General features: G+C 55.8%; 15 protein-coding genes. 8 read left to right on the top strand and 7 right to left on the bottom strand.

What is annotated here, in order from left to right; genetic code table 11:
- Positions 1-100 precede the first annotated feature (100 nt).
- The 4 genes from HX866_RS27575 to HX866_RS27560 form a co-directional block, all read right to left on the bottom strand.
- Entirely contained in the window at positions 101-970 is an 870-nt protein-coding gene (locus HX866_RS27575; protein WP_177100981.1) for a transporter, read from the bottom strand.
- A 126-nt stretch (positions 971-1096) separates the two neighbouring features.
- Positions 1097-2452, bottom strand: coding sequence for an MFS transporter (locus tag HX866_RS27570; RefSeq protein ID WP_177140812.1), 1356 nt, complete (start codon positions 2450-2452; stop codon positions 1097-1099).
- Positions 2453-2648: 196 nt separating this feature from the next.
- The gene (locus HX866_RS27565) at positions 2649-4334 is read right to left on the bottom strand and encodes a GMC family oxidoreductase (protein ID WP_177100977.1); all 1686 of its coding nucleotides are present in this window, start codon (positions 4332-4334) and stop codon (positions 2649-2651) included.
- Between the two features lie 124 nt (positions 4335-4458).
- Complete coding sequence (locus tag HX866_RS27560; protein WP_177100975.1) at positions 4459-5397, bottom strand: helix-turn-helix domain-containing protein; 939 nt, start codon at positions 5395-5397, stop codon at positions 4459-4461.
- Positions 5398-5601: 204 nt separating this feature from the next.
- Here HX866_RS27560 and HX866_RS27555 point away from each other — a divergent pair, with 204 nt between their 5' ends.
- The 5 genes from HX866_RS27555 to HX866_RS27535 are packed head-to-tail and all read left to right on the top strand — an operon-like array spanning position 5602 to position 10419.
- The gene (locus HX866_RS27555) at positions 5602-7260 is read left to right on the top strand and encodes a GMC family oxidoreductase (RefSeq protein WP_177100973.1); all 1659 of its coding nucleotides are present in this window, start codon (positions 5602-5604) and stop codon (positions 7258-7260) included.
- A gap of 9 nt (positions 7261-7269) precedes the next feature.
- Entirely contained in the window at positions 7270-8316 is a 1047-nt protein-coding gene (locus HX866_RS27550; protein ID WP_177100971.1) for an oxidoreductase, read from the top strand.
- A 38-nt stretch (positions 8317-8354) separates the two neighbouring features.
- On the top strand, positions 8355-8789 hold the full coding sequence (locus tag HX866_RS27545) for a nuclear transport factor 2 family protein (RefSeq protein WP_177100969.1): 435 nt from the start codon (positions 8355-8357) through the stop codon (positions 8787-8789).
- Positions 8790-8838: 49 nt separating this feature from the next.
- Complete coding sequence (locus HX866_RS27540; protein WP_177100967.1) at positions 8839-9279, top strand: nuclear transport factor 2 family protein; 441 nt, start codon at positions 8839-8841, stop codon at positions 9277-9279.
- A 45-nt stretch (positions 9280-9324) separates the two neighbouring features.
- Positions 9325-10419, top strand: a complete 1095-nt coding sequence (locus HX866_RS27535) for an alkene reductase (protein ID WP_177100965.1) — start codon at positions 9325-9327, stop codon at positions 10417-10419.
- 188 nt (positions 10420-10607) lie between these two features.
- On the opposite strand, the gene hpaR is transcribed toward HX866_RS27535, so the two are convergent.
- The 3 genes from hpaR to hpaA form a co-directional block, all read right to left on the bottom strand.
- Complete coding sequence (hpaR, locus tag HX866_RS27530; RefSeq protein ID WP_177100963.1) at positions 10608-11030, bottom strand: homoprotocatechuate degradation operon regulator HpaR; 423 nt, start codon at positions 11028-11030, stop codon at positions 10608-10610.
- A gap of 75 nt (positions 11031-11105) precedes the next feature.
- Complete coding sequence (locus HX866_RS27525) at positions 11106-11864, bottom strand: MFS transporter (protein ID WP_177100961.1); 759 nt, start codon at positions 11862-11864, stop codon at positions 11106-11108.
- Between the two features lie 178 nt (positions 11865-12042).
- On the bottom strand, positions 12043-12945 hold the full coding sequence (gene hpaA, locus HX866_RS27520) for a 4-hydroxyphenylacetate catabolism regulatory protein HpaA (protein WP_177100959.1): 903 nt from the start codon (positions 12943-12945) through the stop codon (positions 12043-12045).
- Between the two features lie 183 nt (positions 12946-13128).
- Between hpaA and HX866_RS27515 the strand changes: the two genes are divergently transcribed.
- From HX866_RS27515 to hpaE, 3 genes are read left to right on the top strand one after another with little or no spacing between them, the layout of a single operon-like run.
- Positions 13129-13788, top strand: coding sequence for a fumarylacetoacetate hydrolase family protein (locus HX866_RS27515; RefSeq protein WP_177100957.1), 660 nt, complete (start codon positions 13129-13131; stop codon positions 13786-13788).
- 12 nt (positions 13789-13800) lie between these two features.
- Positions 13801-14568: a fumarylacetoacetate hydrolase family protein gene (locus HX866_RS27510; protein WP_177100955.1), complete on the top strand. Its 768-nt coding sequence runs from the start codon at positions 13801-13803 to the stop codon at positions 14566-14568.
- A 35-nt stretch (positions 14569-14603) separates the two neighbouring features.
- Entirely contained in the window at positions 14604-16064 is a 1461-nt protein-coding gene (gene hpaE / locus HX866_RS27505; RefSeq protein WP_177100953.1) for a 5-carboxymethyl-2-hydroxymuconate semialdehyde dehydrogenase, read from the top strand.
- Positions 16065-16124 lie beyond the last annotated feature (60 nt).

Below are 16124 nucleotides of genomic sequence, written 5' to 3'. Positions count from 1 at the left end.
TTGAATAGGCGAGACGCGACTAGCGACGATTGCTGAAAGCTTCTGCACCTCGGCAGTGTCAAGAACCGTTCCCATACAATCGGGGACGGCCCTAACGGGATCAAAACGCGTGGACGAAGCGCATCCTGAGCCCTCGGGTCTCGAATGCGTTGTCGACCTTCACATCCTGAATGTATTCCACTTGGAGGTTATCCTGCTTCGTCATCTGCTTCGCGATACCCAGCGCAACGGTCTGCACTTTGGTCTCGTCGTCCTGAGCAATGTTACTCAGCGTGGTCTCACCACCCGTGGCGTAGGTGTATTTGGCGGACGCCCACACTGTCGGGCTCAGGTTGTAAGCGTAGATCGCCTGGACGCTGAAAACTTTGTCCTTTTTCTGCTGCTGGCCTTGGTAGTCATCGTTCTTACCGAAAAAGTCCACGGCACCGATCAAGTCGAGAGTGGTTTTCTCACCGAATCCCTTGGTCAATCCAATCTCTGCCGTATAGCTCCAGCGGTGTGCGCCTAAACTGGATCCCGGGCTGTTGTCGTTATAGCTCCCGGTAGGAACGGTGACGTATGGGGTAAAAGCAACGTAGGTCTTACTTGCGGGATCGTTCACGAACCAGAAGGAGCTGAGTAAAACCATATCCCCCACGCTAGTGCGACGCCGATCTACTGCTCCAGGGATGTCTACGTTCAAATTCCCCATCGGCAGTATGATCTGCGGGTCGATGATCATGCCACCCACTTCCATGAAGTGGACATAGCGGGCAATGAGCATATCGGTCGAGAAATCCGCCCCGATATCTTTTCCGTCTGAAACGTACGTATTGGCTTGTTTATGGGTGTAGTACATCACCGCAAGGTCCACGCCGGCAGGAGCTGCTATGTAGTCACGAGCCATGGCGTCTCCCGCCGCATTCACTTCAGAGGAAATGAACGCAGAGAGGGGAATTGAAAGGGCAAGCGAGCAAAGTTTCTTATTCATTGGGCACTGTTCTTTTTATTAGATGCGGGTTTACACAACCGGCACGAGGGTGCCGATTGCTGATTGTTGTTTAGGGGGTAGAGAAAGCCCGGCAAGCGTGTCGCCTGCCATGTGCAGAGTCGTGCGTTACGTCTCAGCTTGGCTGGTAACGTATTGGGAATTCCGGTTTAGATTGCCTTTGCGCCTGTGGTCGTAGAGCCAGGCTCCGGCAAAGAATATGACAACCACTAAGGGCAGCAACGCCGCAGCTTGAAAGATAGAGCCAGCAGCATCGACCATGACCCGATCAAAGCTCGCGGTACCCTCTTTCAGCGCTTCAAATGCCGCGCTGCCACCGGCACTTGATATTTTTGCCTGGTCGAACAGCTTTCCGAAAATTGGCATGAACGTATAAGTCGATAGCATGCCCGCCGACGCGGTGAGACCGATCGCTAATGAGCCTCCCTGGGGAAACCGCTCAGACGTTCCAGCGAGCATTGTCGGCCACAGCACACTGGTCCCCATTCCAAACAAAAGAGCCGCGAACAGCCCCGTGGCGGGGCTAGCAGCCCGACTCAGCAGCGCTAGCCCTGCGAATGCGAACAGGCAGCCGAAAAAAAGAATCCCACTTGAGCCAAGGTGGCGATTCAAGAAGCCCGTAAAGAGCCTGACAACAATCTGCACGGTGTAGATAAAAGCCACCAACCAGAAACCTTGAATACCTACGATTTTCGTAAGCGTCAGATCAATCCAGCTACTAGGAACGAGCTCAGCCGCAGATGTGAAAAACATGGCGCACAGAAAGAGGAAGAATGCCGGCCGCGTCAGCGTGTGCTTGAACATGTCCCCAAAAGAAACGCCATTCGCCACCCTTTCGCTCGGTGGATACTTCACCCGAGCAATCAATACCAGCGAGATGCAGGCAGGAATAAATACCAGGCCAAGCTGTAGCCGCCAACCCAGCGCAAACTGCTCAACCACGACACATGCGGGCGCCGCGATCAGCATGCCCAAGGCAAACGCCGCGTGAAAAAGATTGAGCTTCGGTACTTTTTTCGTAGGGTAAATGGTCACTACAAGAGGATTGAGCGCAGCCTCGATCGAGCCCCACGCAAGCCCTTGGAATAACGACCCTCCCCACAGCAACTGGTAGGCATGCTCAGAACCCGGCGTCGCAGAAACCAATGTAAGCGTGCCAAGCAGGTAAAGGATCACGCTTAACACATGTGTACGACGCAATCCGATCGAATCGACCAAGGCCGACATTACAAAATTGGCGATTGCAAACCCCAGGAACAAGACACCCAGGACTTCACCGATCATTGCGCCAGAGGTCAGAGAATTCGTGGCGTCGAAGAAGTCATGCTTGATTGTGCTTGCAGCGTTGAGCCGTAACAGCACCTCAAATCCCATGCAAAATTGAGTAATGAATGCAGCGATAAATATCTGCAACACCGGAACGCCTTGCAGATGCCGAGGGAGTGGTGGATGAGCACTTTGCATACTTGATACTCCTATCACCGATGGACACTCGGTGAATGCACGTTATTGTTGTTGTCGTATGTCTAGGTAAAACAATCGCCATGAATAACTGTCTGCTCGTCCGAACCTCCCATCCTGCTAGCCAGGAAATAGGCGGCACGATCCGTGGTATCCCAAGCGAGACACCAGTCCAATTTCGTGCCGAATGTTTTATTGGTCAGTCGAGGGACACTACGCTGGGACTTGAATGTCTGCGTCGAGGTCGCTCGCTTTGACGAGTAGGGTCAGATTGCTGACTGATGAACTCAGCAGCACGTTCGGCAATCATGATGACAGGCGCGGTAGTGTTCCCTCGGGTCAGAACTGGCATCACCGACGCATCAGCCACCCTCAATCCTTCGATCCCGATTACTTTGAGCTCAAGATCTACGACCGCCTGCCGCCCGGTGCCCATTGCGCAGGTGCCCGCAGGATGGAACGCATTCTGGGCATGCTCGCGAACATACCGCTCGAGGGAGGCCTGGTCATCACCCACTGAACTGCCGGGCATCAGCTCTCCGTCGATGAAGCGAGCCAGCGAAGGGGCTTTGAGGAGTTTGCGCGCGAGCCTGAGACCATTGACCAGATTCTGGAGATCTCTTGGATCGCTTAGATAATTGGCATTGATGACTGGGCCATCTGCAGGATTGTTGCTTCTCAAGCGGATCTGGCCACGCGAATAGCTGGTCAGGCAGCAAGGAGCAACCGAATACCCATGTTCTGGGGCCTCATCGGTGAGCTTACCCCACGCAGTAGAGGCCATAGCCAGGGTGTGAATCTGAATTTCGGGACGACCATCCCCATCCAGATCGAAGAAACCACCACTTTCCACCAAACCCGAACTGAGAATCCCACTTCGAAACATGCTCCATTCCAGACCATGCTTGAGTGCCTTCCACCCCCTGTCCTGTCCCAGCAGGCTGATTGGGGCTTTGAGTTTGCCATCAACGGGGGCGACCAAGTGATCTTGGAAGTTTTCCCCAACACCAGGCAAATCCATGACCACTGGAATGCCATGCTCCTTCAGATGCTCTGCGTGGCCGATCCCCGAGAGCATGAGCAACTTGGGCGTGATCACCGTTCCCGCGCACAGGATGACCTCGCAACGAGCAATGATGGTGCTTTCCTGCCCGGCACCGTCGCTGATTACGACACCCTTGGCACGCTTGTCCTCTATAAGCACCCTTGAAACGCGAGTATTCGTTCGAATGGTGAGGTTCGATCTGGATTTTGCGGCGCGAAGGTAGGTTCTGGCAGAGCTGCCACGCTCACCATTACGACTGGTGATCTGGTAATAGCCAACACCAGCCTGGCGCTCACCATTGAAGTCATCGTTGTATTCGAATGGGGCTCCATTATCGTCAGAGACCTCTTGGGCAGCCCTGACGAATGCATCACTCAGCATGTGCCGGTGCTGACTGTCAGAAACAATCAGGGGGCCGTCATTGCCATGAAGAACGCCGCCTATACGCTGGTTATTTTCTGCTTTTTTGAAGTACGGAAGCACGTCATCGAACGACCACCCCTTGCACCCCATTCGTGCCCAGCCATCGTAATCTTCTCGCTGGCCCCGAATGTAGATCATAGCGTTAATCGAGTGTCCTCCTCCAAGAGTGCGAGCTTGCATCACCTGGATTGGACGATCGCTCACATGAGCAGAGGGTTCGGTATGGTAGGTACTGGTACGCTGTGTACCCATCATTCTGAAATACCCCCCATTCATTCGAATGAAGAGGTTTTTGTCATCGGGCCCTTCTTCGAGCAGAAGCACACGCTTGCTCGAATCTTCACTAAGACGGGAGGCGACAACGCAGCCACCTGCACCGCCACCGACGACAATGAAGTCGTAAGCGCTGCTACTCATATCATCACCAATCGCTGTTGTATTTATTAGAAGCGTCTGGGATGAAATGATAGAGGCAAGAAGCTGACTTCGGCTTGGGCAGGTGCGCCAAGTTTTTGGTTGGCTGCGCCAGCGTTACATATGGTCAGTGGTCAGTTCCACGCAACACTTGATTAGGGGTTATTCCGTAGGTCTTCTTGAAGACTTTGCTGAAATGCGAGAGATCATTGAAGCCACAAATCAGAGCAGCTTCGCTGACTTGCCGGACTTTTCCCTCGCTCATGGCTCTGTAGCTCGCTTCCACCCGTTGAGACCACAGCCAGCGATTTGCACTGGTGCCTTCAGCCGCAAACAATCGATTCAATGTGCGCATCGAGATGTTGTGCTTGATCGCCACCTCTGTAAGCAATAACTCAGGATCAGCCAAATGGTTGAGCATGTAACGTTTGATCTGTTCGATAGGGCCTCTGTGTGCCAACTCGCAAGTCGGATTGGCACCTGCATCAAAGGCGAACGCAATGATGTCGAGCATCCCACTGACAAGCCGGGAATCAGCCGCTGAGCCATAAACAGAGCCCCAGGCCAAACTTTCTCTGACCATCCCTCCCATCATGGAGCCAAGAGCGGTATTTGCCTTGATGGACAGCGCCATCATGGATTCTGCGCCGTGGATTCGTTCAAGCACATTGAGCCGAGGGATTTTGACTGCAATTGTTCTAGAGCCCTTGGGATAAACGACGCTCGAAGGAGCAGTGGCGCTATACAGGGCGAGATCACCTGGCATAAGCACGGCTTCTCTACCGTGCTGCTGAAGCATCCCGGTTCCAGTCACTTGCAGAATCAACTGAAAATGTTCGTCCTCATGCCCCTTGAGTTGCTGTGGGCCGCGGTAGTACTCCATGGGAGGGGAAACCACGTCGATAAGGCCCAACCGCCCCATCTGACATCCTTTCATTTCTCCATGAAACAGACCGTCTCCTTGCTGACGGCAATCGACAGTGAGAAAGGTCTCGCAGATGGCATCAGTCCAGTAGGCGAGGCGCTTGCGATGATCGATTTGGCAGGTATTGAAGGCATTGAGCATGGCGCACAGGCCTCGGATCAGTGATTGTTATTTTGTTAATATGTTAACTACAGATCCTTCTTCCAGTCAACGCACCTACCCCACCGGCCATCGTCTCATTGGCGCGGCCAGCATAACGGTTGGCGCGCAAAACCAAGCACCAGCAAAGTGTGGGTCGTAGCCTTCTACTCATCATTCCCTACAAAAATAAGAAGGCTTTAGAAAATGCAAACTGCAGAAGGCCCTTTTGGCCACAAAACCTTCGATTTCATTGTAGTCGGCGGCGGCGCTGCGGGCTGTGTCGTTGCAGCCAGACTCAGTGAAGATCCTAACAATCGAGTTCTGCTTTTAGAAGCAGGGCCACACGCTCGCCATCCACTGATCAAAATGGCTGGAGGGTATTTCAAGATTCATGGCACATCGCGCACGTTCCTTTTCAAGAGCGAGCCTATCCCCGGCGCCAACAACCGGCAGCTCTCATTGCTACAGGGGAAGACACTGGGTGGAGGCACCGCAATTAATGCGATGTGCTACAACCGTGGCCAAAAAGAGGACTATGACGGCTGGGCCGCAGAAGGATGTGAAGGCTGGAGCTACGATGAGGTGCTGCCCTTCTTCAAGCGTGCGGAAAACAACAGTCGCTTGGCCGGCCGATACCACGGAACAGAAGGCCCTCTCAGGGTCTCGGACGGTATTCACCGCCACGAGCTCAGCGGCGCGTTCATCGTAGCAGCCCAGCAGGCTTCCGGAGCTCCTGGGCTGCCAGCCGTTTTCAACCACGACTTCAATGGTGAAAAACAGAGCGGCGTGGGCTTCTATCAGACGATGAGCCATCGCGGAGAGCGCAGCAGCAGTTACGTTGCGTACATCCAGAATGCCGAAAAGCGCTCGAACCTGACTGTATGGACTGATTCATCAGCCCTCAAAATCCTTTTTAAGGGAACCCGTGCTGTTGGAGTGAAGATCCGTCGTGGCGATAACGTTCAGGACATCCATGCCAGCAAAGAGGTCGTGCTCTGCGCAGGCGCATTCATGTCGCCGAAACTGCTTATGCTCTCAGGAGTCGGCCCTGCTGAGCACCTGAAGCAGCACGGCATCGATATGGTTGCCGACATTCCCGGTGTTGGTCAAAACTACCAGGATCATGTACTGGTTCCGGTCGATGCTGATCTCAAGAGTCCGATCAGCCTGATGGGCCAGGATCGAGGCTGGCGAGCGGTATCGAACGGCTTGCAGTGGATGCTGTTCCGCACCGGGGTGCTCACCTCCAACATTGTCGAATGCGGCGCTTACTTCGATACCGATGGAGATGGGCGATCAGAGATCCAACTGAACGCCCTCGCAGCCTCTTCATGCGGCTGGGGTGAACCTATTCCGCAGGTGCACAGATTCTCTCTCGCACCGCTCAACAACGCGTGTTACTCACGCGGCGAAGTGTTGCTGCGCAGTGCTAATCCAGATGACATGCCAATGGTGTATGGCAACTACCTGAGCGCTCAGGAGGACGTGGACAACCTCGTTAAAGGTATCCGGCTGGCCCGGAAAATCATGGCCGCACCCGCCTTGGCCAAGTTCCTGAAAGAAGAGTCATTGCCAGGTAGCAGCGTCAGTGACAGCGACGCAGATCTCGAAGCGTATGTTCGCAGTCGGGTTAGCACTGCACTCCATCCAACCGGGACTTGTGCCATGGGAGCGGGCCCAAACGCGGTTGTAGATCCACAACTGCGTGTGTATGGGGTGCAAGGGCTACGAGTAGCGGACGCCTCGATCATGCCCCACATCATCAGGGGCAACACTGCCGCGCCCACCATCATGATTGCAGAGCGTGCGGCGGACTTCATACATCAAGAATCGACGTTTATTCGTCAAAAAACGACGGCATAGAGGTGCGTCATGAGTAAAATTTTTGAACCGATGACCCTTCGCGGCGTGACGCTGAAGAACCGTATCGTGATGGCCCCCATGCTCATGTATACGGGTCAAGAGGATGGCAAGGTCAATGACCTGCATCTAGCTCATTATGCAGCCCGGGCTTTGGGTGGAGTTGCCTTGATCACCTCTGAGGTCGTTGCCGTTACTCCTCAAGGACGTATCAGCCACACAGACCTGGGACTCTGGGAAGACTCTCAGGTAGAGGGGCTGGCTCGACTTGCACAGATGATCCGCACCTGTGGTGCAAAAAGCAGTCTGCAACTCGCACATGCCGGGCGCAAATCCTCGGTCGACGGCAAGATAGTAGGCGCCTCGGCTATTGCTTATAGCGACAAACACCGCACACCTTCCGCACTGGCCACGGATGAAATCAAAAACATCGTTCGGGCCTATGCTGAGGCCGCAGAGCGCGCCATCAGTACCGATTTCGATTGCCTGGAAATCCATGCAGCTCATGGTTACCTGATTCATGGATTCCTTTCTCCGCTCACCAATCATCGTGAAGATGAATACGGCGGTAATGAAGAAAATCGCAATCGCCTACTGATCGAGGTCGTCACCGCTGTCAGGGAGATTTGGCCACAGGATCGACCATTAATTGTCCGCCTGTCAGCAGAAGACAAGGCAGGCATCGGAGGCAACACCGTCGAAGTCACCACGCGTCTTTGCACTGCGCTTAAGAAGCTGGGCGTCGACCTTCTAGGTATCTCAGCGGGCGGCCTGACGCCTACCTTTGATGGCGAAATCTTTCCAGGCTATCTCGTGCCATACGCCACGCATGTTCGCCACGAGTTGAACATGCCTGTTGGTTGCAATGGCTCCATCACTTCCAGCGAGCTCGTCGAATCAATCCTTAATGCTGGATCCTCGGACGTTGTGTACGTGGGACGAGAACTGCTGCGTAACCCCTTCTGGCTGCTTGATGTTGCCAAGGCCGCAGGTGTCGAGTTGTCGCTCGCAATACCAACTTATGCGCGAGCAACCGGCCCATACGTGCGGGGGCATTGATGCCGTATACACCGCAACTCCCCGAACGGAGCAATCGAATGAACACTGAATGGCAAAAGCAGCTGGCAAGGCAGGAAATTCTGCACTGCCTCAATGAATACTGCTGGGGCTACGACTCCAACGACATGACGTTACTTGGCGGCGTACTCACCGATAACGCGAAAAGCGGAGGTGTTGTTTCGAATTCCAACGCGTCCTGGGGCCCATGGATTGGTAAGTCAACCGTAGTTCAAGCACTCAGCGAGATTCGTAATTCCCAACCCGATCGCCGGCGTCATGTCGTGGACACCTACATCTTCGATGAGCTTAGCGAACACACCGCGACAGCCCGCGTGTATGTCACGATTTTCTCATATGGGAATGGGCAGTCGCCCCACTTGGTTGCTACCGGGGAGTACAGCCTGGACGCCGTCAAAACACCCGATGGCTGGCTGTTTGAACGTCTTGAAGAAGTGCTGGATTGCCCTTTTTGATCGGTACCCATTTAGCTACTGCCTATAAAAACGGTTAGGAATTATCGATATGACCACTACGACAAAAAAACTCGATTGGGCCTATGCACAATCAGTCCTTGATGTGTTCCACCAATACGCCTGGGGTTACGACTCCAATGACCTCGAATCGATGGGTGCGGCCTTCGCTGAAGACGGTGTCACCGGCGGGGTGGTTACTAACTCCACTAGCTCGTGGGGGCCATGGAAAGGACGAAGTGAAATAGTCGCAGGTCTTCAGGCTATACATGACAGCCAAAACGACCAACGCCGTCACCAAATCACCACTCCCATGTTCCTTAGCTTGTCCAGCGAAGAAGCTGTGTTGAAGGCCTACCTTTCCTGCTTCGCGACCCCTCCAGGCGGCCAGCCGGCGCTGGTAACTACTGGGGAATATCTGGCTCAGCTCTCCTGCAAAAACTCCCGCTGGCAGATTGATCGCCTCGACGTCGTACTCGACGGTGATTTCTGATCATGCTGCCACCCATAACCGCTTCAACCCTTTGGATATAAGCTGATGACTACACTACTCGACTCCTTTCGCCTTGGAGATCTGGAGCTTCCCAACCGGCTCGTCATGGCACCTCTGACCCGTGCACGTGCCACGGCGGATGGCGTTCCCACTCCGATGATGGCCGAGTACTACGCACAACGAGCAACAGCAGGCCTATTGATTTCCGAGGCCACCAACGTAAGCCCCCTGTCGAACCCTTTCGAACGTGCTCCAGGACTATTTACTGCTGATCAGATTGAAGGTTGGCGACCTGTCACCTCAGCTGTGCACGACGCAGGCGGGAGGATTTTCGCGCAGCTTTGGCACGGTGGTCGCGCTGGCGCTATGGGCACTCTGAATTGGGCGGCACCGTTGTCGCCTTCAGGCTTCAATGATGACGTGGATACCGTTCACGTTTGGGCGCTTCTGCAAAACGACAACTACGTTCGCATCAGCGCGACCCCCTCCCGAGCAATGACGCTGGATGAGGTTCGGAGCACTGTTGCCGAATATCGAACAGCTGCAAAAAACGCTATTGATGCAGGCTTCGACGGCGTCGAAATCCATGCAGCCAATGGGTATCTTCCCCATCAATTTCTTTCGGCACATGTCAATCGCCGAGAAGACGAATACGGTGGCTCGATCGAAAATCGCGCGCGCTTTCTCCAAGACATCGTGGACGCGGTTGCTGAGGTAGTTCCCGTATCGCGGATCGGTGTCCGGATTTCACCCTTCACGACTTATAACAGCGCGCTGGACGACTTCACCGCTGACACCTATGCCTACGTCGGTCGAATGCTCCAGGAAAAAGGGGTCAGCTACATCCATATTGCTGACGTAAATGGCTGGTCTGGCGCTCCTGACCTAGAGAAAATATTGGCGATCCTTTCAGGAAATTTCGACGGCCCGTTGATCGCGAATGGTGGCTTGGACGTAAGTCAGGCCGCAGCTTTGGTAAAAAGTCATAAAGTCCCACTGATCGCGTTCGGCCGCTACTTCCTGGCCAACCCTGACCTGGTGGAGCGAATCAAAAATCAAACGCCGCTCAACGAACTGAACAACCAGCGACTGTATGCTGGTGGCGAGGATGGGTACACCGACTACCCTCGACACAGCTGACCTAATCGCAGTATCTCTGTAAAGAAGCCCGTGATTACGTGGGCTTTTTACAGCCAAATAGTTGGCTTTTTTTTCGTTGATTCGGCGTTTTGGTGCAATCGCGAGTGCCAGTACCATCTTCGAAGCAAGACATGCTCAGCGTCGAAATCAACATGCAGTCTCAAAGCAATGCCCGTGCGGCTCGAATACTAAGGTTTGATTTTCTTCAGATCTTCGAGCAATGCGAGCAACGCCTGCAAGTTCTGCTCGCCGAACTTCCTCTGGATGTCTTGATAGCCGCGCTCCATCCCCTCACTCATCGACAGAAAGCATTGATGGCCTTGCAGCGTCAGGCTGAGAAAGATGCGGCGCTGGTCCTCGGTGGATTTACGACGGACCACCAGTCCATCACGCTCCAGACGCTTGAGCACTCCGCTCATGCTGGGTTTGAGGATGCATGCCTGACTGGCCAGTTGATGACTTTCCAGCTCGCCTTGCTGGCGCAAAATACGGACGACCCGCCATTGCTGTTCGGTTAAATCATGCTGGTTGAGCCCTGGGCGAAAGAACGCCATCGCAGCTTCACGCGCCTGCAGCAGGGTCAGGGTCAGAGAGGGTCTTGGGTCGGCCATGGAATGCGCGCAGCAATGAATGATCCGGCAGCTTAAGGTTGGCCGCCGTGACGTGCAAGCCGCCGACTGACCGTCCTAGGCTTTTTCACCCATCGACGTCGCTTTCCGGCCACGAGCCAGGCACACCATCAGGTAGGCCGCGCAACTGCCGAGCCCCGCGATCGCCATCGCCACACACATCGGCACTGGCGTGCCGTCTACATAGAATCCGATCACGGTACTGAAGGCCGCCCCCAACGCAAACTGAGCCGGAACCGCCAGCCCCGCCGCAGCACCTGCTTGCTGCGGGAAGAGTGCCAGAAGGCTGGCAACACTGTTTGCACCCAACAAGCCCGTAACGCTTACGAATGCGATCACACAACACACGATTGCTGACAGCGGCGCGCCGCCCGCGAGCGGTGCGACCAGCGTTACCAGGTGCATCAGCGACAGCACCCGCGCCGCATCGTTGACGGCGAACACGTCACGTACGATAGGCCGGGCCAGAACGGATACCGCAGCCCCGCCCAATGCTTGGACAAAACGCCAAAAGATTAATTGGTCGATGCTGGAAGCCGTCGCGCAACCGATGCTCGCAAGCAAATAAAGGGCGATGCCTGCCAACAAAACCGGACGTCGTCCGAACCGGTCTGACAGCGGTCCATACACCAGCATGCCCAGGCACAGCCCAAGAAGGAAAACGCTGATGGTCATCTGTACCTGAGCTGCACTTGAGCCCAGATTTTGTGCGATCTGCCCGAGGCTAGGCAGATAAGTGTCTATAGACAGTGGCGCAAAGGCAACCAAAGCAGCGAGCAACACGATCAAGCGTTCTGAGCGGTTTCTTATCGACATGAGAACAGTGCGGGCAAGAAAATAAAAATAACGTTAACATATTAGTGTTATGACGCAAGACAACGAAACGCCTGCCCATGAAAAGTACAATCGATCCCTCGTAAAAGGTATGTTGTCGCCCACCCCGAATTTGCACTATTGAGGCCTGATCACAGCAAGCAGGCCGCCCATGCAAACGTCAACGCGTTCCCGATTGCCGCTGCCGGTATTCGCCAGGCGTCACTTGCGCATAGCGGACAAAGAAACGGCTAAAGTAGCCAGGGTCCTTGAAACCGAGCTGGTAACAGATCTCATTGACCGAGCTGCCGGTGAACAACAGCAGTCGCTTGGCCTCCTGCATGACCCGCTCAAGTACAAGGCGCTTGGACGGCAAATCGGCGATTCGTCGGCACACGTCATTGAGCCTTGCCTCAGTCACACCCATGGCATTGGCGTAAAGCCCAAGGGCCCAATGTTCGAGGTAGTGCGCCTCGATCAGTTCGTTGAAACGGTGGAAAATCTGCAAGTCTTCATGCCGCGCCGGCGTGGACTCCAGCGAGTTTGCGCACAGGCGCAGCAGGCTGAGCATGATCAGCCGCGTCAGACTCAACTGCGCCGCATCGAAGCCTGGCGCCGTGCTGTCCATTTCGGCCCGCAGCTCTTCAAACATAAACGCCAAACGCCGGGCCTCGCCCTGATATTCGGGTGCCAGCCGCTCCAGCGATACACACGCCGCAGCCAGCTGCGGGCCCGGTGCCAGGCTCGGATCGCTTTCGATCAATTGCCAGACCACCTGCTGACGCACCGTGAGCACATGGCCGTCCGCATCAGCTTCCGTGACAAACGAATGAGGGATTGTCGGCGGCGTGAGAAAGAACATGGGGCCCGCCTCCACGTACTGCTGGTCGTCCAGATAAACCCGCACCGTGCCGCTCTTGACGTAGTGCACCTGAAAGAAACGGTCGTGCCTGTGGACCGGCATGTTGCGCCCAAAGAACCCCGCCAGATTACCCAGCCTGTCGTAATGGACTTCGCTGTCGCTATAACGCTGGTCATAGACCTGACCAATGTTGATGTTGGGGATGGGATGGCGCTCGGTCATCGGTACCTGCTCTTTCTTGTTTTTTTGGTCTTGCTCAGTGCGCCCATGGTGCACCTGTCGCCGGTTTTTCTCCATCAAAGGTTGTCCTCTGCTCTTGACGATCGTTAACATATTAAATATAACGTTAACACATTAACAATTATTGCGAGGCGTCCTTTGCCTCGCCACTGCCAGGAGAAATGCATGAGCCATGCATTGCATGACGTTGCGACCGGAACCTTGCTCGGCGTTGCGTTGAACTATCAGGGTCTGGTGGACGAGCACCTCGCTCAGTTCCATGAAGCCCCGTACAAGCAGCCACCTGTCAAACCGGTGTTGTTTATCAAGACGCCCAACACCCGTAACGGTCATGACCAGGCAGTGACTCACCCTGGCGGCGATCTGCGCCTGCAACCTGGCCCGGCACTGGCCGTGGTCATTGGCAAAAGTGCCAGCCGTGTCAGTGAAGCCGATGCCTTGGCGTATGTCGCCGGCTACACCATCGTCAACGAGTTCAGCCTGCCGGAAGACAGCTACTACCGCCCTGCCGTAAAAGCCAAATGCCGCGATGGCTTCTGCGCCATCGGCCCGGAACTGGTTCCGCGTGACCAAGTCGCCAATCCGAACGACCTGTCGCTGAAGCTTTGGGTCAACGGTGAACTGCGTCAGCAGAACAGCACCGCGCATTTCGTGCGCAATGTTGCGCAGTTGATCAGCGAGATCAGCGAGTTCATGACGCTGCACGAAGGCGACGTATTGATCACCGGCACGCCTGAGGGCCGCGTCGATGTAAAACCTGGCGACAAGGTCGAAGTTGAAATCAGCGGCCTGGGCCGCCTCGTCAACCACATCGTGGCCGAGTAAGAGGAGCCCACCATGAAACACGCACGTATCCGTTATGAAGGTCAGGTTCACGCCGCCACCGTCGAAGACGACAACAGCCTGCGCCTGGCCGATGGCAGGCAGTTGCAAGCGTCTGAGGTCGAGTGGCTGCCACCGGCCACCGGCAACATGTTCGCGTTGGGTCTGAACTATGCCGACCACGCCAAAGAGCTGGCCTTCGCGCCACCCACCGAGCCGTTGGCGTTCGTCAAGTCGGCCGGCACCTACACCGGTCACAACCAAGTCACCTGGCGCCCCGACAACGTTGCCTACATGCACTACGAGTGCGAACTGGTCGCGGTCATCGGCAAGCCGGCCCGCAACGTCAAACGCGAAGATGCGCTGGAATACCTGGCCGGCTACACCGTGTGCAACGACTACGCGATCCGCGACTACCTGGAAAACTACTACCGGCCCAACCTGCGGGTAAAAAACCGTGACGCCACCACGCCAGTCGGCCCGTGGATCGTCGATGTGGCCGATGTGCCGGACGTCTCCAACCTGACCCTGCGCACTTGGATCAACGGCGAGCTGCGTCAGGAAGGCTCGACCAAGGACATGATTTTCGACATCCCCTACCTGATCGAATACCTGTCCAGCTTCATGACCCTGCAACCGGGCGACATGATCGCCACTGGCACCCCAGAAGGCCTGGCCGACGTGGTCCCGGGTGACGAAGTGATCGTCGAGGTCGAGGGCGTTGGCCGTCTGGTCAACCGCATCGTCAGTGAAGCTGCTTTCTTCAAGAACAAAGAAATTTAAGAACAAAAACTCGCAGAGCAAGAGGCGTAAACACCATGATCAAGCACTGGATTAACGGTCGAGAAGTCGAAAGCAAAGACGTATTCGTCAACTACAACCCGGCCACCGGCGAGCCTATCGGCGAAGTCGCCAGCGGCGGCGCCGCAGAAGTCGCGCAGGCCGTTGCCGCCGCCAAGGAAGCTTTCCCGAAGTGGGCCAACACCCCGGCCGCACAGCGCGCCAAGTTGATGCGCAAACTCGGTGAGCTGATTGAGCAGAACGTGCCGCGTCTGGCCGAGCTGGAAACCATGGACACCGGCCTGCCGATCCACCAGACCAAAAACGTACTGATCCCGCGTGCCTCGCACAACTTCGATTTCTTCGCCGAAGTCTGCACGCGCATGGACGGCCACAGCTACCCGGTCGATGACCAGATGCTCAACTACACCCTGTACCAACCGGTGGGTGTCTGTGGCCTGGTGTCGCCGTGGAACGTGCCGTTCATGACTGCGACCTGGAAAACAGCACCGTGTCTGGCGCTGGGTAACACCGCTGTGCTGAAGATGTCGGAACTGTCGCCATTGACTGCCAACGAGTTGGGCCGTCTGGCAGTTGAAGCCGGTATTCCCAACGGCGTACTCAACGTGATTCAGGGCTATGGCGCGACCGCTGGCGATGCGCTGGTCCGTCACCCTGACGTGCGTGCTATTTCGTTCACCGGCGGCACGGCCACCGGCAAGAAAATCATGCAGACCGCGGGCCTGAAAAAATACTCGATGGAGCTGGGTGGCAAGTCACCGGTGCTGATCTTTGAAGACGCCGACCTTGAGCGCGCACTGGATGCCGCCCTGTTCACCATCTTCTCGTTGAACGGCGAACGCTGCACGGCCGGCAGCCGGATTTTCATTCAGGAAAGCGTCTACCCGCAGTTCGTTGCCGAGTTCGCCGCTCGCGCCAAACGCCTGATCGTAGGCGACCCGCAAGACCCGAAAACCCAAGTCGGCTCGATGATCACACAGGCCCACTACGACAAGGTCACAGGCTACATCAAGATCGGTCTGGAAGAAGGCGCCACTCTCCTCGCCGGTGGCCTTGAGCGTCCGGCCAACCTGCCGGCCCACCTGAGCCGCGGCCAGTTCATTCAGCCGACCGTGTTCGCTGACGTGAACAACAACATGCGCATCGCCCAAGAAGAAATCTTTGGTCCGGTGGTCTGCCTGATCCCGTTCAAAGACGAAGCCGAAGCGCTCAAGCTGGCCAACGAAACCGAATACGGCCTGGCGTCGTACATCTGGACCCAGGACATCGGCAAGGCGCATCGCCTGGCCCGTGGCATCGAGGCCGGCATGGTGTTCATCAACAGTCAGAACGTGCGTGACCTGCGTCAACCATTCGGCGGTGTGAAGGGCTCGGGCACCGGTCGCGAAGGCGGTCAGTACAGCTTTGAAGTCTTCGCCGAGATCAAGAACGTCTGTATTTCCATGGGCAGCCACCACATCCCGCGCTGGGGCGTGTAACCGAATCATCGTTCGCGCCACCTCTGCGGCGCGAACGCCACGCACAACAAGAAAGGAGCC

This window comes from Pseudomonas gingeri, assembly GCF_013386165.1.
In the GTDB taxonomy this organism is placed as follows: Bacteria; Pseudomonadota; Gammaproteobacteria; order Pseudomonadales; family Pseudomonadaceae; genus Aquipseudomonas; species Aquipseudomonas gingeri_C.
Note: the sequence above shows the minus strand (reverse complement) of the source record. Positions and strands in the feature narration are given on the sequence as shown.